This is a genomic window from Flavisolibacter ginsenosidimutans (genome assembly GCF_007970805.1).
GTDB classification, from domain to species: domain Bacteria; phylum Bacteroidota; class Bacteroidia; order Chitinophagales; family Chitinophagaceae; genus Flavisolibacter; species Flavisolibacter ginsenosidimutans.
Genome location: NZ_CP042433.1, coordinates 4,795,785 through 4,817,361, shown reverse-complemented (window position 1 = coordinate 4,817,361; position 21,577 = coordinate 4,795,785). Strand labels below are relative to the sequence as shown.

At 46.6% G+C, this 21,577-nt stretch carries 17 protein-coding genes; 15 read left to right on the top strand and 2 right to left on the bottom strand.

The genetic code is table 11. The features are described 5' to 3' along the window. Window positions 1–79: 79 nt before the first annotated feature. Complete coding sequence (locus FSB75_RS20465) at window positions 80–1,678, bottom strand: OmpA family protein (RefSeq protein ID WP_146791268.1); 1,599 nt, start codon at window positions 1,676–1,678, stop codon at window positions 80–82. A gap of 195 nt (window positions 1,679–1,873) precedes the next feature. Here FSB75_RS20465 and FSB75_RS20460 point away from each other — a divergent pair, with 195 nt between their 5' ends. The 12 genes from FSB75_RS20460 (at window position 1,874) to FSB75_RS20405 (ending at window position 18,258) form a co-directional block, all read left to right on the top strand. Continuing rightward, window positions 1,874–2,836: a polyprenyl synthetase family protein gene (locus FSB75_RS20460; RefSeq protein ID WP_146791266.1), complete on the top strand. Its 963-nt coding sequence runs from the start codon at window positions 1,874–1,876 to the stop codon at window positions 2,834–2,836. A 3-nt stretch (window positions 2,837–2,839) separates the two neighbouring features. Further along, entirely contained in the window at window positions 2,840–4,537 is a 1,698-nt protein-coding gene (recJ, locus tag FSB75_RS20455) for a single-stranded-DNA-specific exonuclease RecJ (RefSeq protein ID WP_146791264.1), read from the top strand. A gap of 308 nt (window positions 4,538–4,845) precedes the next feature. After that, entirely contained in the window at window positions 4,846–9,810 is a 4,965-nt protein-coding gene (locus FSB75_RS20450; protein WP_146791262.1) for a cadherin-like beta sandwich domain-containing protein, read from the top strand. Between the two features lie 319 nt (window positions 9,811–10,129). Further along, window positions 10,130–12,532, top strand: a complete 2,403-nt coding sequence (locus tag FSB75_RS20445) for a lamin tail domain-containing protein (RefSeq protein WP_146791260.1) — start codon at window positions 10,130–10,132, stop codon at window positions 12,530–12,532. A 197-nt stretch (window positions 12,533–12,729) separates the two neighbouring features. Beyond that, window positions 12,730–13,095, top strand: a complete 366-nt coding sequence (gene rpsF / locus FSB75_RS20440) for a 30S ribosomal protein S6 (RefSeq protein WP_146791258.1) — start codon at window positions 12,730–12,732, stop codon at window positions 13,093–13,095. Continuing rightward, entirely contained in the window at window positions 13,088–13,354 is a 267-nt protein-coding gene (rpsR, locus tag FSB75_RS20435; RefSeq protein WP_146791256.1) for a 30S ribosomal protein S18, read from the top strand. The genes rpsF and rpsR overlap by 8 nt, the downstream gene beginning before the upstream one ends. A gap of 75 nt (window positions 13,355–13,429) precedes the next feature. Beyond that, window positions 13,430–13,876, top strand: coding sequence for a 50S ribosomal protein L9 (rplI, locus tag FSB75_RS20430; protein WP_146791253.1), 447 nt, complete (start codon window positions 13,430–13,432; stop codon window positions 13,874–13,876). A gap of 230 nt (window positions 13,877–14,106) precedes the next feature. Further along, window positions 14,107–15,207 carry a T9SS type A sorting domain-containing protein gene (locus FSB75_RS20425; protein WP_146791251.1) on the top strand — a complete coding sequence of 367 codons (1,101 nt, stop codon included), beginning with the start codon at window positions 14,107–14,109 and terminating at the stop codon, window positions 15,205–15,207. A 197-nt stretch (window positions 15,208–15,404) separates the two neighbouring features. After that, window positions 15,405–15,791 carry an RNA recognition motif domain-containing protein gene (locus tag FSB75_RS20420; RefSeq protein WP_146791249.1) on the top strand — a complete coding sequence of 129 codons (387 nt, stop codon included), beginning with the start codon at window positions 15,405–15,407 and terminating at the stop codon, window positions 15,789–15,791. 253 nt (window positions 15,792–16,044) lie between these two features. Continuing rightward, complete coding sequence (locus tag FSB75_RS20415; RefSeq protein WP_146791247.1) at window positions 16,045–16,524, top strand: DUF4251 domain-containing protein; 480 nt, start codon at window positions 16,045–16,047, stop codon at window positions 16,522–16,524. Between the two features lie 159 nt (window positions 16,525–16,683). Further along, window positions 16,684–17,427 carry a nucleotidyltransferase domain-containing protein gene (locus tag FSB75_RS20410; protein ID WP_146791245.1) on the top strand — a complete coding sequence of 248 codons (744 nt, stop codon included), beginning with the start codon at window positions 16,684–16,686 and terminating at the stop codon, window positions 17,425–17,427. Between the two features lie 63 nt (window positions 17,428–17,490). Beyond that, a complete protein-coding gene (locus tag FSB75_RS20405; protein WP_227990677.1) occupies window positions 17,491–18,258 on the top strand; it encodes a metallophosphoesterase family protein in 768 nt (255 codons plus the stop codon). 73 nt (window positions 18,259–18,331) lie between these two features. On the opposite strand, the gene FSB75_RS20400 is transcribed toward FSB75_RS20405, so the two are convergent. After that, window positions 18,332–18,604 (bottom strand): hypothetical protein, encoded by a 273-nt coding sequence (locus FSB75_RS20400; protein ID WP_146791243.1) that lies wholly within the window; start codon window positions 18,602–18,604, stop codon window positions 18,332–18,334. Window positions 18,605–18,822: 218 nt separating this feature from the next. Here FSB75_RS20400 and FSB75_RS20395 point away from each other — a divergent pair, with 218 nt between their 5' ends. From FSB75_RS20395 to FSB75_RS20385, 3 genes are all read left to right on the top strand, one after another. Next, complete coding sequence (locus FSB75_RS20395; protein WP_146791241.1) at window positions 18,823–19,098, top strand: hypothetical protein; 276 nt, start codon at window positions 18,823–18,825, stop codon at window positions 19,096–19,098. 64 nt (window positions 19,099–19,162) lie between these two features. Further along, entirely contained in the window at window positions 19,163–19,465 is a 303-nt protein-coding gene (locus tag FSB75_RS20390; RefSeq protein WP_146791239.1) for a hypothetical protein, read from the top strand. 111 nt (window positions 19,466–19,576) lie between these two features. Then, complete coding sequence (locus FSB75_RS20385; protein WP_146791237.1) at window positions 19,577–21,496, top strand: S9 family peptidase; 1,920 nt, start codon at window positions 19,577–19,579, stop codon at window positions 21,494–21,496. The last annotated feature ends 81 nt before the right edge of the window (window positions 21,497–21,577 follow it).

Sequence of the window (21,577 nt, the reverse complement as noted above, 5' to 3'; positions counted from 1 at the left end):
TTAAGATTAGGCTAAAGTAGGCAATAAAAAAACCGCTCTGTAAATACAGAGCGGTTTTAAACTTATAACGGTGAATCTATTATTGTGCGCCTTTAATGTCTATCGTTCCGCACTCGCCACCTTCCTGACCGGTCATAATCGTGATGCGGTCAGCGCTGATGCCTTCTCTTTCTACAAGGTAGCTTCTTACAGCTTCTGCCCTGCTTTGGCCAACACCCATCTTCGATTTGTTGCCAGTGCAATAATCAAGGATGTTGATGCGGCAGTTGGGATTGTTGCGCAGCGTAGCAGCAACACCGGCCAACATGCTGCGTTGATCGTTATTCAGGGTTTTTGCACTGCCTTTGAATGTCAGGCTTGGCAAGCTACCCAAAGCAGCGGCACAATCGGCAGGTTTGTTCCATCCTGGACAAGTTGAATCAGGGCACGCAACCGGGCATTTGCCTACGCCGTCAGCATCTACTGGCTGGCAAGCCGTCGGGGTGATTTTCTCTTTATCGCGGCAATCGGGAACGCCGTCGCCGTCTGTATCAAGGCTTACACCGTGCGCATCAACCGGGCAACCTTGCGGTGTTACTTCCTGGTCAAACTGGTCTGTTACGCCGTCGCCGTCTGTATCAGGTAACACAGGCTTTGGAAGAATCATCAAGCGAGGCTTGCGAATTTCCTGGTAAGCATAATCCAGCGGGTTTAACCACCACAACGGTTCAACAGCTTTTGCACCGATGTTGAAGTTTAAACCAAGCGTTAAGTAGTTGTAACTGTCGTAGTCGCTGGTAAGTACAGGTTGACCTGTAGTCTGTTCTGCCCAACGCTGCCCGTCAAGCAAATCAGAACGTGTAATGGTATAACGCTCTTCCAATGCAAGATTAATGCGGTTGCTCAGTTTGAACGCAACGCCAGCACCAACGTGTCCAACCGGCAACAAAGTTCTACCGAACAATTTTGGACGACGAGCGCCGTCATTTTCAGCAGGCGTTTCATACGTATCGTCCATGCCGTTTTTCAGCTGGTCTTTTACGTTCTTTCTGTCTTTGTAATTGTTCGCGTTGGTAATGCCATTGAAAAGAGCTTGATACGTTTTTCCGTTGGCATCCAGTGCATTCACTTTCGTATCATACGTAGTGGCGCCAATGCCTGCAAGACCGTAAATGCTAATGCCCGATTTTGCTTTGTGAAAGCGGATGTTGTTCAAAGTAACCAAACCTTCCAAAGCCAGGTCCTGAACGTTGGTTCTGTAGTTATAAAAAACTTTGTTGGTACCGTTGCGCACATAACCGGTGTTAATCCAAGCTGGGTTGTTGCCAAAGTTTGTAGAAGAGTTCCAGTTCAAACCCTTGCCGATGGCATACATGTACTCTAAGCGCAGCGAGAAAACATAACCCAATGCTTTTCTGATGTGCGCACCAAAACCGATACCGGGAAATTTAGCGGGAACGTCGCCACTTACCATAAACGAACCGCCTTTTATACCAACTTCCCACATGTTACGAGGCTTTGCCGGGTAGTTGTACGTGCCTTGCATGAATTCCTGTTGCTGCGGTAGAGATCTAGTGGGAATAACAGATGAATCAGTAACGTCGTAACCCGAGCCGCTGGGGGATGTTTTCTGGGCGAACCCGGTGGAGACTAACAGGCATAACACACCTGCTATAAAAGAGTACTTTTTGCTTGCCATAACTATTGATTAAATTTTAAAAACAATGTCCTAATCTCCGGCAAAAATATAAATTGACATAGAACTACCAAATTCTTCTTTCTTTCAAAGCGCTTTGTAAACCACGTCAATTTCATCTCTTGCCAGCGCAAAATTGCAATTCTTGTACCATCGTTTACAATGTTGTTCCGTCCATAATTACTTTTGGTGTTATACATGAAATTACCCCTCAGTCTAATTGAAGCAGAATTAGCCCTTTTCGAGAAGAAATTTAAAGATGCTGCGAAGAGTCGTGTTTCAATGCTTGACCGCATTATGGGGTATGTGGTTAAGCGCAAGGGAAAGCAGATACGGCCGATGTTTGTGTTTTTATCGGCCAAACTTTGCGGCCAGGTCAACGACTCAACTTACCGCGCCGCATCACTGGTTGAGCTCTTGCATACGGCTACACTTGTACACGATGATGTAGTAGATGATTCGCTGGAACGCAGAGGCTTTTTTTCGGTGTATGCTTTGTGGAAAAATAAAGCCTCGGTACTCATCGGTGATTACTTGCTGGCCAAAGGACTGTTGCTTTCGTTGGACAACAATGACTTTGAAATCCTCAAAATTTTGTCCGAAGCCGTGCGCTGCATGAGCGAAGGCGAACTGTTGCAAATGGAAAAGTCCCGTTCCTTGAACATTGACGAGGAAACTTATTTTGAGATCATCAAAAACAAAACGGCCTCCCTGCTTTCTTCGGCCTGCGGGGCCGGGGCCTGGTCGGTGTCAGGAAACGTTGAACTCACTGAAAAAATGAAGGCTTTTGGCGAAAAGGTCGGAATGGCCTTTCAAATCAAAGACGATCTGTTTGATTACACTTCAAACAACATCGGCAAACCAACGGGCAATGACATCAAAGAAAAAAAACTAACCTTGCCTTTGATTTACACACTTAACAAGATTGACAAGCAAACCCGGCGCGAACTGATTTACATTGTAAAAAACGAGAACACACGCAAATCAAAAATTGCTTACGTTGCCGAGGTGGTGCGAAAATCGGGTGGCATTGATTACACCGTTGGCAAAATGAACGAGTTTAAGCAGCAGGCCTTAACGATCCTGCACGGCTTTCCGCCTTCACCAATCCGGGATGGTTTTGAAGAACTGGTGAATTTTGTAACCGACCGAAAATATTAATTCATGCGGGAAAAACGCTGGCGATTGCAAACGGCTAATAAAGACAAGGCAGCGGCTCTTTTCAAAGAGCTAAAGGTTCATCCCGTGCTTTGCAATATCCTCGTTCAGCGTGGCATCGAAACCTACGAAGCGGCTAAAAGATTTTTCCGGCCGCAATTGTCCGATTTGCACGATCCGTTTTTAATGAAGGACATGCAAAGGGCCGTTGATCGAATTCTTCACGCCTTTGAACAAGGAGAAAAAATTTTGGTCTTTGGCGATTACGACGTGGACGGAACAACGGCCGTCGCTTGCCTTTACCAGTTCCTGAAAAGCATCCATCCGCAAACCGAATTTTACATTCCGCACCGCTACCGCGAAGGCTACGGCGTAAGCAAAGCAGGAATTGATTTTGCCGCCGACAACAAATACAACCTGATTGTTTCGCTCGACTGCGGCATCAAGTCGGTCGAGTTAATTGCTTACGCAAAAGAACTATGCGTTGACTTCATCGTTTGCGATCACCACTTGCCCGATGACGTGTTGCCGCCTGCGGTAGCTATTCTCAATCCAAAGCAAAAGGATTGCGCTTACCCTTACAAAGAATTGTGCGGTTGCGGCGTGGGCTACAAACTAATTACGGCGCTGTGCAAGGCTTTGCATCTGCCCGATGACACTCCGCATAAGTATTTGGACTTGGTGGCAACGGCCATTGCGGCGGACATTGTTCCAATTACCGGCGAAAACCGCATTCTGGCTTATTATGGTTTGCAGAAAGCCAACCGTGATCCAAACTTCGGCATAAAGGCATTGGGCTTTTTGAGTGCCTTTAAAAAAGAATTTCACATCACCAATTTGGTCTTCGTTATTGCGCCGCGGGTAAATGCGGCTGGCCGTATGGATGATGCCCGCAAAGCAGTGCTGATGTTTGTATCGGAAACCTATGAAGAAGCGTTGAACTGGGCCGAACAATTGAACGACGACAATACCAACCGCCGCGAAGCCGATACCAACATCACCGAAGAAGCACTGACCTTGCTTAACGATGAAGTTTTAATCAAACGAAAAAGTACCGTGCTTTACCAACCGCACTGGCACAAAGGCGTTGTCGGCATTGTTGCGTCAAGATTGATTGATCATTACTATCGTCCCACCATTGTACTCACGCAGAGTGGCGATTATGTGGCCGGTTCCGCCCGCAGCGTTTCGGGCTTTAATGTGTACGAGGCCATTCACCAATGCAAAGATTTACTGCTTGGCTACGGCGGCCATTTTTACGCCGCAGGAATGACGATGGAAGCCGGCAAGGTGGATGACTTTTCGCGAAAGTTTGAAGAGGTAGTTGAGGCCACCATTCACCCTGATCTGTTGGTTCCCGAAATTGTGATTGATGCCGAGATCAATTTTACCGACATCAAAAAATCATTTTACGACATTCTTTGCCAGATGGAACCCTTTGGCCCCGAGAACATGTCACCTACTTTTTGTGCCCGCAACGTAACGAATACGGGCTGGAGCAAAATTGTAAAAGACGTGCATCTGCGGTTCGTAGTCAGGCAAGGCCACCACACATTTACCGGCATTGGTTTTAATATGGCCGACAAGATGCCGTTGCTTCTTTCGAACCACCCGTTTGACCTTGTTTTTAAGATTGACGAAAATGAATTCAACGGCGAAAAAAACCTGCAGCTAAAAGTTCTGGATCTAAGATCAAGCCTTTAATGTTGTGTAAAAAGGCTTTACAATTCAACGGAAAAAATTATGTGTCCGGTTGCAATTAATTAATGCGCAAACCCGCTTGGGGCTTGCATTTTCCGCTATATTTGATTTTCGCATTTCCTCTCTCCTTTGTAAAAACCTTTCCTCCCTACGCCGGCCTTTGCAAACTTTATTACAAGCAACCTATGCAAGGAATTTTTGTAATGCACGTCTTCGTTGTCAATAAGCGGAAAGTCTATCACCGTTGCTGCAGCTTTCAAACCCCAAACACCTCTTTATAATTCCTCATCTATTACACACAAACACGCGGTATGAGAAAATCATCTACACTATTCTTTTTGTTGCTGGCGCTTCTAACGTTAAGCAGCAGGGCTTTTTCACAAGTCTCGCTTACGTCTTCGGCGTCCTACACACAGAATTTTAATTCGCTCGCCAACTCGGGCACGAACACCTGGACGGACAACTCCACAATCGTTGGATGGTACACCAATCGTGTTGCTTATATTGGTGACAACGGAGGCAGTACCACCGGTGCTTTGTACAGTTATGGAGCATCGGCTACAAATGAAAGAGCTTTGGGAGCTTTGACATCCGGTTCAACGACAACCGTCAACATTGGCGTTCGCATTGTGAACAATACCGGGTTTGCAATTTCCAATCTAGCCATCAGTTTTACTGGTGAGCAATGGCGACAAACCACGAACGCACACGTGCTTGTCTTCGACTATCAAATCGGTGCCACATCACTAACCACAGGAACCTGGACGGCCAACACTGCCTTTAATTTTACCGCGCCTAAGACCGGCACAGCAGGTGCGTTGGACGGTAACGTGGCGGCTAATCAGGTTGCGATCAGCGGCAACCTGCCAATTTCGCTTGCAGCTGGACAGGAAATATGGCTGCGCTGGACAAAAACCGGAAGCACAAGTCCGGGTTTAGCAATTGATGACATTACCATTACGCCTACACTCGTTGCATCAGTCAATGCTGATCTTTCCAACTTGGTTTTAAGTACAGGCACACTCGCGCCTCCGTTTGCATCTGCCACTACATCCTACACAGCTTCGGTTAGCAATAGCACAACCTCTATTACAGTAACGCCAACCGCTGCCGACGCAAACGCAACAATAAAAGTCAACGGCACAACCGTTGCCAGCGGGACAGCGTCAACACCAATTTCCCTGATCGTCGGCAACAACACCATCAATGTAGACGTAACAGCACAAAACGGGACAACGATAAAAACATATACCGTTGTTGTGAATAGAGCCGCGGCCGGCGTACCGGCTATCAGCGCTTCGGCCCTGGCGGATTTTGGAAACGTTTGTATAAACAATACCGGAGGACCAAACAGTTTTACGTTGGATGGTTCTAATCTTGACGGCACCGCAATTACTGTTGGCCCTTTGACCGGCTTTAGCTTCTCGGAAACCAGTGGCGGGCCTTACACCAGTTCAATCAGTTTCACATACACAGGCAGCGGTTTCTCGGCAAAGCCAATTTATGTAGAGTTCACGCCGACGGCGGTTCAGTCTTATAACGGCAGTATTCCGGTAAGCGGTGGAGGTGCAACGGCCATCAACGAACCTGTAACGGGAAGCGGAATTAATACACCCGCTGCTGCAAGTACCGGCAGCAATAATGTTTCGGGCACAAGCGCTACCATGAACGGCTCGATCACAAGTACCGGGTGCAGCGCGGTTACAGCTTATGGTTTTGAATACAGCATTACCGCCAATTTCCCAACCGGATCAGGAACACAATTGCAGGCAACAAATTTATCGGGTGGAAATTTCAGTGCGCAGCTCACGGGCCTTCAACCAAACCGCAGGTATTATTACCGTGCTTACGTTACCACGAGTGCTGGAACATCTTATGGCGCACAACAAGCCTTTACCATCGCAACGCAGCCAGTAGTAATGTCGTCTCAACCCAACTTTACATATACGGAAACCTTTACGGACATTGCCAACTGGGGAGACTTTTTTGCCGGCGGTATTGGTGCCGAACATTTTGCGCAGGCCATTAGTACAAATACAAATGCTATCTACGACCCGGGCAACATAACAGCCAATACCGTTTTTCAAACCAACCTTTCGGGTAGCGGCGTGCAAAGAGGAACAGACCAACAAACAAATCCGTCGCAGTCCATCGTATTGTTATCAACCGGAGCCACAGACAATACGACATCAACGGCATTTGATTTATACCTTAACTTTACAGGTGTCAATGCCGGAACCTTAAGCTTCGATTATCAATCGCTGAACAATTCAACCGGCAACCGCAACGCTTCGCTTCGGGTTTATGCAACTACCGACGGGGTAAATTTCTCAGAAGTCACCAACGTTTTAAACTTTACAAACAACGCACCGATCAGCGGCTCCAAAACGAACATTGTCTTGCCCGCATCGTTTAACAACAGTGCTACGGCAAGACTCCGGTTCTACTTTTACAACGGCACGGGTGGCACGACGGGCTCCCGTCCAAAACTTAGCATTGACAACATTACAATAACCGCTGTTGCAACGACTCCTTGCGTAGCGCCAACCGGTGCGCCCACGTCGCTAACATTCGGAACCATTACCGATGTAAGCATTGCCGGCAGTTTTACGGCTGCCAGCCCTGCGGCAGACCAATATCTTGTCATTGCCAGTACAAACAATTCGCTCACCTCAAATCCAGTGAACGGAAGTATCTACAACGTTGGGGATAACGTTGGGGACGGAACAGTAGTGGCAAAATCCAACGGAACGAGTTTTACCGCAACAGGCTTGTCTGCTTCTACACAATACTACTTTTTTATATTTGCGGCAAACGCTGTTTGCACAGGTGGTCCATTGTACAATACTTCGACTATTTTAACCGGACAAGCCTCCACTACAGCCGGTTTACCGCCTTGTGCAGCACCGACCGATCAGCCAACGAACCTGACGTTTAGCACAACGACAACCAACAGCATTCAAGGTTCTTTTACCGCCAATACAGCCAGCGAATTTTTGGTTGTTCGCTCCACAAGCGCAACACTGAGCAATGCACCCGTTGACGGTCATGCTTATAGTACTGGCGAAGTATTGGGCAATGGAATTGTGGTGCAAAGAAGCGGCGCAACTTCGTTTACCGCATCGAATCTTTCGCCCAATACAACCTATTACTTTTTTGTCTTTAGTGCCAACGCACAAGCCTGTGTAAACGGCCCTGCTTTTAACAGCGCATCGCCATTAACAGCATCAACTGCTACACAGCCCCTGCCTCCGTGCGTAACACCGGGTGCTCAGCCTTCCAATCTGTTTTTGAGAACGTCAAATACGGCCGTTTCAGGTACGTACGCTTCGGGCATGGGTGCAGATGATTATTTGGTTGTAAGAAGCACAGCGGCTACGCTCTCTGCCACTCCTTCCGATAACACTGATTACGTTATTGGGGACAATATCGGCGGTGGTGTTGTGGTTGCCAATTCAGGAAACAACACCTTCCTGAATACCGGCTTAACACCCGGTGTTACTTATTATTACTTTGTTTTCGCTGCCAATAAAAATTGTTCCGGCGGAACAAAATACTTGACGACTTTGCCGCTTACCGGCAGCATTACCACGTCTAACGCAGTAACCTACAATTATTACTTTGGCACGTTGCATTCCCACTCCGATTATTCAGACGGCAACCAGGACAATCCGGGCTATACACCTACCGATGATTACAACTATGCAATGACGGCACAGTGCATGGATTATCTTGGCATATCGGAACACAATCACTTCTCTTCTCCAGATAACCCGGGCAACAAAATCAGCACGTATCATCAGGGGTTGACTGAGGCCACGAATTTTTCCGCAGCGCATCCTTCTTTCCTTGCTTTGTACGGCATGGAGTGGGGCGTTATTTCGGGCGGTGGCCACGTGGTAGTTTACGGCAACGGCATGAACAGTTTGTTTGGATGGGAAAGCGGCAGCGGTGAATGGGGACCGACAAACAACTACGATGTTTACGTGGCCAAGAACGATTACACCGGTGCAAATGGTTTATTCAAAACGATCAATGACAACGTTGCAACCAATACGTTTGCGTCGTTGGCGCATCCAAACCTCACCGATTACAACAACCTGGCGAATTCACCCTACAATGCAGTTGCCGACAGCGCCATCACGGCTACGGCCGTTGAAAGCGGTCCCGCGTCTTCTACCAACACGACGTACTCCAATCCGGGTTCGTCTATGAGTTATTTGTGGTACTATCAAACCTTGTTGGCAAAAGGTTACCATCTGGGGCCGGTCATCGATCATGACAATCACAAAACAACGTTTGGGCATACCACGTATTCAAGAACAGCGGTTGTGGCGCCTGCGCTCACAAAAGCCGATCTGGTATATGCCATGCGCAACATGCATTTTTATGCAACGCAGGACTGCGATTCGAAAGTTGATTTCAGCATTAACACATTCAGTATGGGAAGCGTTGTTACCGACCGTTACGCACCAGCTATTTTGGCGACGTTAACGGATGCGACAACAACTACATCAAACGCCGTGATCCGTTTAATGTACGGTCAGCCAGGAAGCGGCATTCTACCGGTGCAGATTGATTCTGTTATCGGTAACACGTACAATTACATTGACAACGGTCTTGCCAATCTTGCTACGGGTTACTATTACATTGACATCTCTAATTTCAACAGCGCTACCAACAGTACAAGCCGCATTGTAACGGCGCCGATCTGGTACACGAGAAACGACAACAACGGCTTTGTGCTGCCGGTTAAATTGTCCTCATTTACCGGTGAAAAACAGGGAACATCGGCCAAACTCAATTGGGTAACGTCACAAGAGATCAATGCAAAAGATTTCGTGGTTGAGCGTTCGGTTGACGGTGTAAACTTTAAGAGCCTTGGCAGCGTTACGGCACGTGGCAATTCAAGTGCTCCAACAAGCTACAATTTTGTGGATGCGCAACCGGCAACGGGTAACAATTATTACAGGCTGAAGTTGGTGGACAACGATAACAAATTTGAATATTCCAATGTCGTTAAAATTAATTTCGCCAAAGCGTTTACTGTTTTTGTTTCACCCAATCCGGCAAGCGATCATGTCGTTGTAAATGTATCAGGAGTACCGCAATCACTGATCCTGCAACTGGTGAACGCTTCGGGTAAGTTGATTAAAACAACCACACTTTCCAACGGCACGAACCGCGTTTCAGTTGCCGGACTGCCCAAAGGTTTGTACCTGCTGAAGTTTGTCAGTGCAAACGATGGCTATACTGAAAAGTTGATTGTTCAATAACGGCATTCTCTTTTTTATAAAGCCGGCCAAGAGCCGGCTTTTTCTTTTCTGTAAGCTTTCAAAAACCAGGCTTCCGGTTGCGGGCTTCAGATAAAATAACGCGATATTTTTTATGCTGCACCAACATGGCCAGACAGTTTACAGCAATGCATTTTGTTTGTGTAAAAGGTCTCCAAAAAAATTTTCTCAACCCTGTTTTTATCATTTTAAAATAAGTTTAGATTTACAACGCTTCTGATGAGCTCCCTTTGAAAGCGGCCGTCCACTCTCCGATTTAGAAAACCAAAACCTTTATTACTCATTTTAAAACCTTCTGCTTATGAGAAAGCTATGTAGCCTTCTATCGCTATTATTTGTTTTTCAATTTTCCAGATCACAGGTTGTTATCAATTCTACAGGATCGGCGTACACGCAAAACTTTAATTCGCTAGCTCAAACCGGCACAGCAAATGCTTGGGCGGACAATTCAACTATTACAGGCTGGTACTCTACTCAAACAACCTACCGGGCTGAAAGCGGTGGCGGCAACACGGGTGCTTTATACAGCTACGGTCCGTCTTCCGCACCGGGTGATGTTACCGATAGAGCATTAGGCCTTTTGTCAAGCGGAACTACCAATTTTCGGTTTGGCGTTCAAATTAAAAACAGCACAGGAGCCGCCGTTTCATCATTTACAATCGCCTTTACTGGTGAGGAATGGCGGCAAACCGCAAATGCACAAAAATTAGCCTTTGAATACTCTACCGACGCAACTAGTGTTACCAGTACAACGGCAACGTGGACGCCTGTTACTTCTTTGGATTTTACAGCGCCGCTTACCGGTACCGCAGGCCCATTGGATGGAAATGCTGCGGCCAATCGGGCGGCCATCTCTGGCACAGTAAGCACTTCCGTTGCCGACAACAGCACTATTTGGCTTCGATGGACAAAGGCAGGGACAACAAGTCCCGGTCTGGCCATTGACGATATTTCAATTACGGCCAACGGCGGCACGGTAAACTCCATTACCACAGGCGCAGTTTCAACGTCGCCTTTTTGCATTGATGCTTCAACAGCAGGCACCGGAACAGTAGCTTATTCTGCCACCGGAACGTATAACACCACATTCACTGCTTACCTGAGTGATGCATCGGGAAGTTTTGCGGCGCCGGTTTCCGTTGGCTCAATTACGGTAAACGGCACAGATCCAGCCGGCAATATCAACATTTCCATTCCTGCCGGCACAGCAAGCGGCACTGGCTATAAAATTCGGGTAGATGCAACCGCGCCTGCTGTTACCGGCACAAGCAGCAACGCCTTTGAAATTGTGAACGGCGCAAAGAACGTTACGGCAACAAGCGCCATTACGGGAAACACACAAGCAACAGTAAATTGGATAAATCCAACTGCTTGTTTTGACGACGTGATGATCGTAGCAAAGGCTTCTGCTTCTGTAACGGCGACGCCTTCGGGTGATGGCTCGGCTTACACAGCATCCAACACTTTTGGTGCAGGAACCGCATTTGGCGGCGGCTATGTGGTTTATAAAGGGACTGTAAGTCCACAAACAGTAACAGGCCTCACAAACGGCACGCTTTATTACTTCAAAATTTTTACGCGTAAAGGAACGGCCTGGAGCTCCGGCGTAGAAGTGAGTACAACACCAAACACACAAGCCGGGCCGGGAGATGTCTTGATTAATCAATTGAGCCCACAGTATAGCGGTGCCTCCGACGAGTACATTGAGCTAATAAACAAAACAAACAACAATATTGATTTATCCGGTTTTGCTATTCGCTATCAGGCAGGGTCAGGAAGTTCTACATCCTCACTTGGAACGTTGAGCGGCACACTTTTACCGAACCATTATTGGCTCCTATCACCCAATGCAAATGTTACCGTTGGGACTACGAATAATTTAGCCAGAGATGGGGCATTCACAGCAGGAATGGCAGCAGCGAGCGGACAAATTGCATTGGTAAGATTGAGCGACAACACCGTTATTGACGCCGTTGGCTATGGTTCAATCACAGGAGCAGGAACGTACACGGAAACGACTGCGGCTCCTGCCCCACCTACAAACGGCGGTCTTAAACGCAGCCCCGATGGCACAGACACAAACAACAATTCAGCAGATTTTGTAACGGTAAGCAACGCCAACATAGCCTTGCGCAACAGCGCGGCCGGCGCACCGTTACCGGTGAAATTTGCCAACCTGAAAGCGGTCCAAAAAGCCGGAGTTATTTACGTTTCGTGGAGCAATTTAACCGAATCGGAAATCAAGGATTATACGGTAGAACGTTCGGCAAACGGCAGCGACTTTGTGGCGCTGACTAAAATTAATCCAACAAGCAACCGTGCGAATCAGGCCGATTATTTTGTGGTGGATGCGGCTCCCGCAAGAGGAGCGAATTTTTACCGCATACGCTCCACAGAAACCAGTGGTAAAACATTCTTCAGCAATATTTTAAAGCTCAATCCTTCGGGCATTGTACCCAGTCTGCTGGTTTATCCAAATCCGCTCAAAGGCAATGAAGCTGTGCTGCAGTTAAGTAACGTTCCGGCAGGGAAATATACCGTTCAAGTAGTCGGCGCGGATGGCCGCACAATTAATTTGCGAACAACGATTATTGCCGAAGGCTCAAGCACTGAATCGCTTCCGGCAAATAATTTGACGCCAGGATTTTACATCCTAAAAATTAACGGCCCTGTGCGTCTCCAGCAATATTTTGTAAAGCAATAAGGGAACTTTTCAGATAAAACGGCGCTGTCAATTTTGGACGGCGCCGTTTATTTTCTAATGCCGCTGCGTTTTGGCAAATGCAGCCGTTCAGGATTTTAACACCTGTCTGCGGAAAATCGAAGTTGGCAAAGCGTCAAATCTTGCCCATAACCCTATCTTTGCGCTCCAATTTTATTTTTTAACCAAAAAACAGGGTAATGAACAATTACGAATTGATGGTGATTTTTACCCCCGTTCTGAGCGACGACGAGTTCAAGAACGAACAACGCAAATTTGCTGCGCTGGTAACCGAAAACGGCGGCCAGATTGTAGCGGAAAATGCGTGGGGCCTAAAATCACTGGCGTACCCGATACAAAAAAAGACCACAGGCTTGTACTGGGTTACTGAGTATCAGGCGTCATCCGACTTCAATGAGAAGCTGAAGATCCAGCTTCTGCGTGACGAAAGCGTGCTGCGTCACATGATCACAAAACTCGACAAATACGCCGTTGAGTACAACGCAAAAAAGAGAAGTGGCGTACCAACCGGAACCGAAAAACTGGAGGAGGTGAAAAATGGCTAGAGCAAATGAAATTAAGTACCTGACCGCCATTAAGCAGGAGAAGCGCCCCAAAAAGTTTTGCCGCTTCAAAAAATACGGCATCAGGTACATTGATTACAAAGACGTCGAGTTCCTGAAAAAGTTTTTGAACGAGCAGGGCAAAATGTTGCCGCGCCGCATTACCGGCAACTCGCTAAAGTATCAGCGCAAAGTTTCCGATGCCATTAAAAAGGCCCGCCAGATGGCGCTATTGCCTTACGTAACGGACCTGATGAAATAATTTTTAACCTAACCTCCGGTAAGCCTACCGGAGAGGACAGTCCGGCGCAACGCGGATTGGCTAAAACAAACAACAATGGATATCATTTTAATTCAAGACGTAGACAACCTGGGTGGTAAAAATGAACTGGTGAAAGTGCGCAACGGTTATGCCCGCAATTTCTTAATTCCGCAAGGTTTTGCCGTTGAAGCCAGTGCTTCCAATAAAAAACAACTGGAAGAAAGACTGAAAGTAGCAAAGAAGAAAGAAGATGCGATGCTGGCACAAATCAACAGCGTTATCAGCAAGCTAAAAGAAGCGCCTGTTCGCGTTGGCGCCAAAACAGGCACCAGCGGTAAAATCTTTGGAAGCGTTACAGCATTGCAAATCAGCCGTGCCATCCGCGATCAAAAAGGTTACGACATTGACCGCAAAAAAATCACGGTCAACGACGAGATTAAAGAATTGGGTATGTACAAAGCAACCGTTGATTTTGGCAATGGCCAGAATGCTGAAATTGAATTGGAAGTAGTTGCTGAATAGCTGCCACAATTTTTATTTACAAAAAGTCCACACAAAAACGTGTGGACTTTTGTTTTCTCAAATTTTTGTACATCTTTGTCCCGTCTTACCCTCCTTTTATCCGTTAAACCCAAAGGGAACAGTTTTTGATTCATCCCTCTGCTCACACCGCTGCTGATTTCCAATTCTTCTGATTAACCGAGGTCCATCTCCATGAAGGCGAAAACTTAATCACCTTTTAAACGTTAATCATGAAAAAAATTTACTCTTTTGCCAAATTGGCCTCGGTAGCTTTTGCAAGTTTCTTTCTCCTGGCCAGTGCCAAATCGTTTGGCCAATGCGGCCCTATTGTCGAAAATTTTAATAACACGGGCGGTGGTACTGGCGGTTTTACCGGCGATTTTAGTTTGGTGAAACAAGGTCCAACGGCAGGAGACTTGGAAAAATCAAAGGTCATAGGATCTACCAATTACACCATCACGACGCCCACTTATCAACTAAGCAATGTTGACAACAACGTTCAATTCGGTTTTATCTTATCCGGAACCGCACTAATTGGTAATGTTATCGTAACCGTCTCATATGTTTCTACAAACACGGGACAAATTACCAATATCAATTATGGAACCTATGGACCAGCTTATGATGTTAATGGCAACGCCACGCTGTGCGAATCAAAAGGCATTACTGCCCTGCCGGGCTTTCCTGCCGGAGGCAAATACCGGTTTACTTTTACGCTTGTAGCTAACACAGGAACAGGAAGGGGCAGTGACATTACCACATTCGACGATTTCAGAACAAACGGCACTATTGCCAACGCCCCCTTACCCGTAACCTTTATGAGCTTCGGTGCCAGCAAAAATGCAAGTGGAATTCAGCTCAGTTGGAGAGTAGCCGGTGAAGACAATGTGAATCACTACGAAGTAGAAAGAAGCATTGACGGCCGTAGCTATGCATCCATTGCTTCCGTTGGCGTGAACAAAACAACAAACTACTCTTACTTAGACCTGAGTGCAGGCAGCATTGCCTTCTATCGCATTAAGAATGTTGACAACGATGGTCAGTATAAGTACAGCAACATTGCCCGCATTGTAAACGGAGTGGAATCAATCGTGATAAACGCTTTCCCGCAGCCGGTGATCAGCCAACTTACGTTCCAACACCCGGTAGCGGCTAAATCAACAACCCTGACGCTTAGCAGTGTTGATGGCCGTATTCTTTCAACCCTGCGTCCCGCCACCGGAAGCACGCAAACATTGATAGACATGTCAAAACTCCAAAAAGGCATGTACTTAATGCGCTTTGATGACGGCGCCGGCAACGTTCAAACCATGAAAGTAATTAAACAGTAAGGTTAACCGAACCGGTTCAACTTTTCCACAAGGCTGTCTTTTCAGAAAGGCAGCCTTTCTTTTTGGAAATCCGAATTGAAAATCTTTATATTCGTTATGTATTTCGTGTTCTTTCAGTTTCACAGGCCCATTGAACTCGCCGTTCCTTGTTTCTTGTCAGCTGTAAACACTCTTTTTGTTTTTTAAATTTTCTCAAAATGAACATTTATGTTGGAAACTTAAGTTGGGGCCTGAAAGATCAGGACTTGGCCGACTTATTCGCTCCTTATGGAGAAGTGGCATCTGCCAAAATTGTTATGGACAAATTCACGCAGCGCAGCAAAGGCTTTGGCTTTGTTGACATGCCAAACGATGAGCAGGCGCAAGCAGCCATCGCACAATTAAATGGCAGCGAAGTAGATGGCCGCAACCTGGTAGTGAATGAGTCCCGTCCGAAAGAAGGCGGCGAGGGCGGTTTCAAAAAGAAAAGCTTCGGCGGTGGTGGCGGCTTCAAAAAAGGCGGCGGCGGTTACGGCGGCGGCAACCGTGGCGGTGGCTATGGTGGCGGCAACCGTGGTGGCGGCGGATTCAGAGACAGCTATTAACCTACCATATTCTTTTTTTGCAAAGAGTTCCACACACCGGAACTCTTTTTTATTGCCGCAAAGACCCACAAGGAAACAAGACAACCATGATGAAGAACTGCGCAGACAAATACCAGCCATTAATCGCAGCTGCGAACGAAAAGACTTGCTGCGCATTGGTCATTTAACCTTTTTATGCTGTTAATCTTGTCGTATCAAAGCGTCACCGGTACTGCATTTGGCTAACTTCGTAACACACAAACGATCGTAACGGATGAAGCGGAAACTTAGATTCAATACCCTATTGTTGCTCTTGCTGAGTGCATGTTGCTTCAACACGATAAAAGCGCAGGAAACAAACGAAGCCGTCTTAAAAAATCTACTCAACGCAAAGACGTTCGTCTTTAAAGCTCAGTCGGCGTGGCCGCTGCAAGGCACAGTGATACAGCTCACGTCCGGCTTTGACATGAAGGTGTTGAACGATTCCATCAGCACTTACCTCCCCTACTTTGGCCGCGCCTACCAGGCAGGCTATACCAACGGTGGTGGCATTTCATTCACGTCCACAAAATTTGAATACCGCCTGAAAGAAAAAGGCAAAGGCGGTTGGGAACTGCTGATCAAACCAACCGATGTAAAAGACATCAATCAATTAATTTATTCTGTTTCCACAAACGGCTACGCCACGCTGCAGGTTACCAGCAACAACCGCCAGGCCATTTCGTTTTACGGCATCATTGAGAAGACAAGGTAAGGTTAACGGGAATTGGGTTTTAGGAAAAGAATTTGGATATAAAGACTTGCTTGTTTCTCCAATTGCCGAATTGCTTTTCCCGCTTACTCTTCTTCCGGATTGGCACATTTCTTTATACACTTTCAGCAGACATAGAACCTTTCATCCTTAACCATTTTTATGCTGAAAGTTGTAGAGCCAAGAATTGAGGCGCAGGAGTTTTACAAATCATCGCTGGAGCTTTTAACCCAACACAAAATTCCTTTTATGTTGGGTGGCGGCTTTGCCCTTTATCACTACACGGGCATTATTCGCGACATGAAGGACATGGATGTTTTCTGCAAACCTGTTGACTACCCGAAAATTCTGAAATTGTTTGCCGGTTACGGCTACGAAACGCAAGTCTATGACGTGCGGTGGCTGGCAAAAATTCACCGCGACGGACATTACATTGACGTCATCTTTAACACGGTTAACAACATTTGCACCGTTGACGATGCCTGGTTTGAGCACGCATCCTGCACAGACGTGTACGGCGTGCCGGTGAAAATTATTCCGGCCGAAGAATTGGTATGGTGCAAGCTTTACGTGCAGAACCGGGAACGCTACGACGGTTCGGACATCAATCACATTCTTTTGAAAAAGGGCGGGCAACTGAATTGGAAACGGCTGCTCAACCGCATTGATCCGCACTGGCATTTGCTGCTGATGCAAATCCTGCAATTTCAATTTGTTTATCCATCGGAGTACCGCAACATTATTCCCGACTGGCTTTTTCACGAACTCATTCAACGGGCACAGGACCAATACGAGCTTCCGCCGCCTTTTGAAAAAGTTTGCCGCGGACCTGTCATTGACAACACGCAATACGAAGTGGACATCAAGGACTGGAATTATAAATCCTACACAATAATGACGATTTAAAAATCTATGGTTTGATTTTCTACGCGGCCACAAACCCAAGTTCCGGCAGAAGAACAAGTAACGATGATGGAAAATAATTCCCAACAAAACGAAACAAACACCAGCAACAAAGTGCGCATTGCTGCTGTGGCCGATGTTCACGTTCGCGAAACCGACAAAGGCAAATGGACGGATTATTTTAAAGAGGTTTCCCGCAAAGCGGACGTGCTTCTCATTTGCGGCGATTTAACCGATACCGGCGACGAAATGGAAGCGCAGATTCTGTGCGATGAATTAAAAGCCTGCACAATACCCGTCATTTGCGTTTTGGGCAACCACGACTTTGAAAAAGGGCGGCACAAACTCATTCGCAAAATCCTGCAAAGCGATAACGTGCACATTCTTGACGGCGAATGCATCGTAATAAAGGGCATCGGCTTTGCCGGCGTAAAAGGCTTTGGCGGCGGCTTCGACAACCACATGCTTTCCATGTTTGGTGAAGGCGCCATGAAAGCTTTTGTACAGGAAGCCGTTGATGAAGCATTGCATCTTGAAAGAGCCTTGGCAAGATTGGAACAAGAGAATGAGGGAATAAAAAAAATTGCCGTGCTGCATTATTCTCCCGTTAGCGAAACGGTGCGCGGCGAGCCCGAAGTTATTTACCCCTTTTTGGGCTCATCACGATTAGCCGAGCCACTGGAAAGAAAAAAAGTGATCGCAGCTTTTCACGGCCATGCGCACGCCGGAAAGATGGAAGGAAAAACGGCAAACGGCGTAAAGGTTTACAACGTTGCCAAACACATCTTGCTGAAAGAAGGTTATACGCAGCCGTATTTTATTTTGGAAGTATAAGAGAGAACGATGATAGATGACAGATGACTGTATTTAATCGGTACTGTCATCCGTCATCCGTCATCGGCTTCACTCAATCGTGCCCTTCCAGTTTCACCAGCTTGTTGTACAAGCCCAGCACCAAAAAATTTACCGGCCAGTGACCAATGAAATTGCTCACTTTTTTTTGCCCGGCAATTTGGAAAGCAGCCGAAGCGACCATGGAGCCAATGCCCAGCCACAGAAACAAATCCGATGGCAGTTTGGCCGTTTGTTCTTCGATTGCACTTGCTACGGGTCCTTCCTTGTGTTGCGGGTTTTTGTTGCCCGTACGTACCGTTTTAATGGTATCTCCTTGTGTTGCCATACGTTCCTCCCTTTGTTTAAAATGAGAAGAATTTATTTCAACTTTCCTGCCAAACCAATGTTGATGATTTTGTAGAAAGCAGCTGAATAAATAAATATCTGTGTAAAAGTTTTACCGTTTCGAACAGAAAACAACCACAACATTACACACATTGCTGATCAGGTTCAGCCCGGCTGTTTGGCACAGCATTCGTACAACTAAACAAAAAGATCCTTTGTATGAGCAATACACCGGGCAATAACAGAGAGCAGGAAAATAGAACCGCCGACCAGTTTGAAAGCGACACACAAAAAATTGTGCGCCGGCATTTGGAAGACAAAAACCACGTGATTACCGAAGAAGAAATTCGCAGCGTTCGTGTGGGCATGACGCCGCCGGTAAATGAATTAGAAAATCCCGAATTGCGTTCGGATGTTGAAGAAGCAAAGGCCAGGGAGAACGGCGCCGATCCTGCCGGCACACCCCTTACGCCCTGGGACGCCGTTGAGCCTTAATCAGCAGTTGCGGCCGCGGGTTTGTGCGGCACAAATGTTTCCTCAATACTCTAAATTAAAACGTATGAAACCCTTAAAACAAATTTGGCTCCGTCTGTCGTTCTTCTTTTTTGCCTTCACGGTTTCTTTTGCTTTGTGGGCGCAAGATCAAACAGACGGCAACAGCACATCCGGTTCTTCTTCCACTACCAAAACAACCAACATACACGTTAGCGGCGACAGCAGCACCACGTGGTACACGCAACCCTGGGTGTGGGTAATTGGCGCCGCAATTTTCATCCTTTTGTTAGTGGCTTTGTTAAGCGGAAACAAGAACCGTGATACCGTCACAACCGAACGTACAACCGTAAGAGACACAAGACCCTGAAGGCTACGATTCGAATTTAAAAACGCAACAAAGGCAGCCGGCATGGCTGCCTTTGTTATTATACCAACTCTCTCCCGTGAATGCAGTTGCTTAAATGTTTAATTTTCTCCCATGAAAAAAACAGCACTGTCTTTTCTTTTTGTTTCATTGGTTATTTTATTGCAGGCACAGGACCGCATGACACCGGAGCTTTTGTGGAAAATCGGCCGCGTTGCGGGGGTGGGACTTACCAAAGACAAAAGCGGCTTGGTTTATACTGTGGGTACACCCAATGCAGACGAAAACAAAAGCAGCCGAAAAACTTACCTGCTCAATCTTTCAAACAACGAAGTGAAAGAAATTCCTTCAGGCGATTCATTGGTTACAAACACACGGCTTTCACCTGACGGCAAATGGATGATCACATCGAAAGAAGTAAAACTGAAAAAGGTGTACGGCAAAGACTTTTATCCCGATTTGCAGAAGTCGAATGTGCAGATATATGATGGCTTGGGTTATCGCCATTGGGACGAATGGGAAGACGGTGCATACGGCCATGTTTTTGTTCAACCGGTTGTGAACGAAAAACCTTCTGGTGAAGGCAAAGACATTATGGAAGGATTGCCTTACGATTGTCCGCAAAAACCTTTTGGCGGGGACGAAGATTTTATCTGGTCGCCTGATGGTAAGACAGTGATTTATGTAACGAAGCCGTCGTACGGAACAAAGTACGCCAACAGCACCAACACCGATATTTTTCAGTATGATATTGCAAGTGGTAAAACAACAAATCTTTCGGGAGGCATGATGGGTTATGATATCAATCCGTCCTTTTCATCGAAAGGTGCGCTGGCCTGGTTAAGTATGAAGCGAGAAGGTTACGAAGCCGACAAACAAGACGTTGTTGTAAAGACGGGAAAAGGCATCGTCAACCTCACCGCTTCGTGGGACAATTCAGTTGATGCATTTAAGTGGAGCGATGACGGCAACACAATTTTTTTCGAGGCAGCGATTGAAGGAGCTAAACATCTTTTCCGTATTGACAATGTTTTTACGAAGCCTGTCATTCGTCAAATTACCAGAGGCGATTTTGACGTTGCCGACATTGTTGCGCAGGCTGGAAACACATTGATTGTGAGCCGCACCGACATGAACCACGCGGCAGAACTCTACGCTGTTGATGCAACGACCGGCAACATGAAACAACTCACACACGTGAATGATGACGTGTACAAAAACATTGCGTTGAGCAAAGTAGAGAAGCGCAACGTTGCAACAACCGACAACAAACAAATGACGGTATGGGTTATCTATCCGCCGAACTTTGATCCTTCCAAAAAATATCCCACGCTTTTGTATTGCCAGGGCGGACCGCAATCACCGCTTACGCAATCCTATTCCTTCCGCTGGAACTTTCAGTTGATGGCAGCAAACGGTTACATTGTTGTTGCACCCAATCGTAGAGGTATGTATGGTCATGGTAGCAGTTGGAACGAAGAAATCAGCAAAGACTGGGGCGGGCAAGTAATGAAGGATTATTTAAGCGCCATTGATGCCGTAAGCAAAGAACGTTACGTTGACACGTCGCGGCGCGGTTGTGTGGGTGCATCGTACGGCGGCTATTCGGTTTTTTATTTAGCCGGCATTCACAACAATCGCTTTAAAACTTTCATTGCACACGACGGTGTGTTTGACACACGCAGCATGAGCGGCACCACGGAAGAATTGTGGTTTACGAATTGGGAATTTGGCGGACCGTATTGGGACAAAGCCAACAAAACCGCACAAAAATCTTACAACGAATTCAATCCAATTAATTACGTTGACAAATGGAACGCACCAATTATGATTGTGCAGGGCGGCAAAGATTACCGTGTGCCCATTGAACAAGGCTTGCAGGCTTTTTACGCGGCCCAGGCAAGAGGCTTAAAGAGCAAGCTGCTTTATTTTCCCGATGAAAACCATTGGGTGTTGAAACCGCAAAATGCGCTTGTGTGGCAGCGGGAATTTTTTAAATGGCTGGGTGAAACCTTAAACACTAAAGCACTTTAAACGAATAGAGAATTTTTAAAGCCTTGTTTACGCAAGGCTTTTCTTTTACACACCGTCATTCCTTTATCTTTAAACCAATCA

Bases quoted from the DNA above. Each gene is read 5' to 3' on its own strand.
- recJ (WP_146791264.1), top strand. From the start codon at position 2,840: ATGCGGGAAAAACGCTGGCGATTGCAAACGGCTAATAAAGACAAGGCA.
- rpsR (WP_146791256.1), top strand. From the start codon at position 13,088: ATGGCTAGAGCAAATGAAATTAAGTACCTGACCGCCATTAAGCAGGAG.
- FSB75_RS20460 (WP_146791266.1), top strand. From the start codon at position 1,874: ATGAAATTACCCCTCAGTCTAATTGAAGCAGAATTAGCCCTTTTCGAG.
- FSB75_RS20405 (WP_227990677.1), top strand. From the start codon at position 17,491: ATGATGGAAAATAATTCCCAACAAAACGAAACAAACACCAGCAACAAA.
- FSB75_RS20450 (WP_146791262.1), top strand. From the start codon at position 4,846: ATGAGAAAATCATCTACACTATTCTTTTTGTTGCTGGCGCTTCTAACG.
- FSB75_RS20400 (WP_146791243.1), bottom strand. From the start codon at position 18,604: ATGGCAACACAAGGAGATACCATTAAAACGGTACGTACGGGCAACAAA.
- rplI (WP_146791253.1), top strand. From the start codon at position 13,430: ATGGATATCATTTTAATTCAAGACGTAGACAACCTGGGTGGTAAAAAT.
- rpsF (WP_146791258.1), top strand. From the start codon at position 12,730: ATGAACAATTACGAATTGATGGTGATTTTTACCCCCGTTCTGAGCGAC.
- FSB75_RS20410 (WP_146791245.1), top strand. From the start codon at position 16,684: ATGCTGAAAGTTGTAGAGCCAAGAATTGAGGCGCAGGAGTTTTACAAA.
- FSB75_RS20390 (WP_146791239.1), top strand. From the start codon at position 19,163: ATGAAACCCTTAAAACAAATTTGGCTCCGTCTGTCGTTCTTCTTTTTT.
- FSB75_RS20385 (WP_146791237.1), top strand. From the start codon at position 19,577: ATGAAAAAAACAGCACTGTCTTTTCTTTTTGTTTCATTGGTTATTTTA.
- FSB75_RS20425 (WP_146791251.1), top strand. From the start codon at position 14,107: ATGAAAAAAATTTACTCTTTTGCCAAATTGGCCTCGGTAGCTTTTGCA.
- FSB75_RS20395 (WP_146791241.1), top strand. From the start codon at position 18,823: ATGAGCAATACACCGGGCAATAACAGAGAGCAGGAAAATAGAACCGCC.
- FSB75_RS20420 (WP_146791249.1), top strand. From the start codon at position 15,405: ATGAACATTTATGTTGGAAACTTAAGTTGGGGCCTGAAAGATCAGGAC.
- FSB75_RS20465 (WP_146791268.1), bottom strand. From the start codon at position 1,678: ATGGCAAGCAAAAAGTACTCTTTTATAGCAGGTGTGTTATGCCTGTTA.
- FSB75_RS20415 (WP_146791247.1), top strand. From the start codon at position 16,045: ATGAAGCGGAAACTTAGATTCAATACCCTATTGTTGCTCTTGCTGAGT.
- FSB75_RS20445 (WP_146791260.1), top strand. From the start codon at position 10,130: ATGAGAAAGCTATGTAGCCTTCTATCGCTATTATTTGTTTTTCAATTT.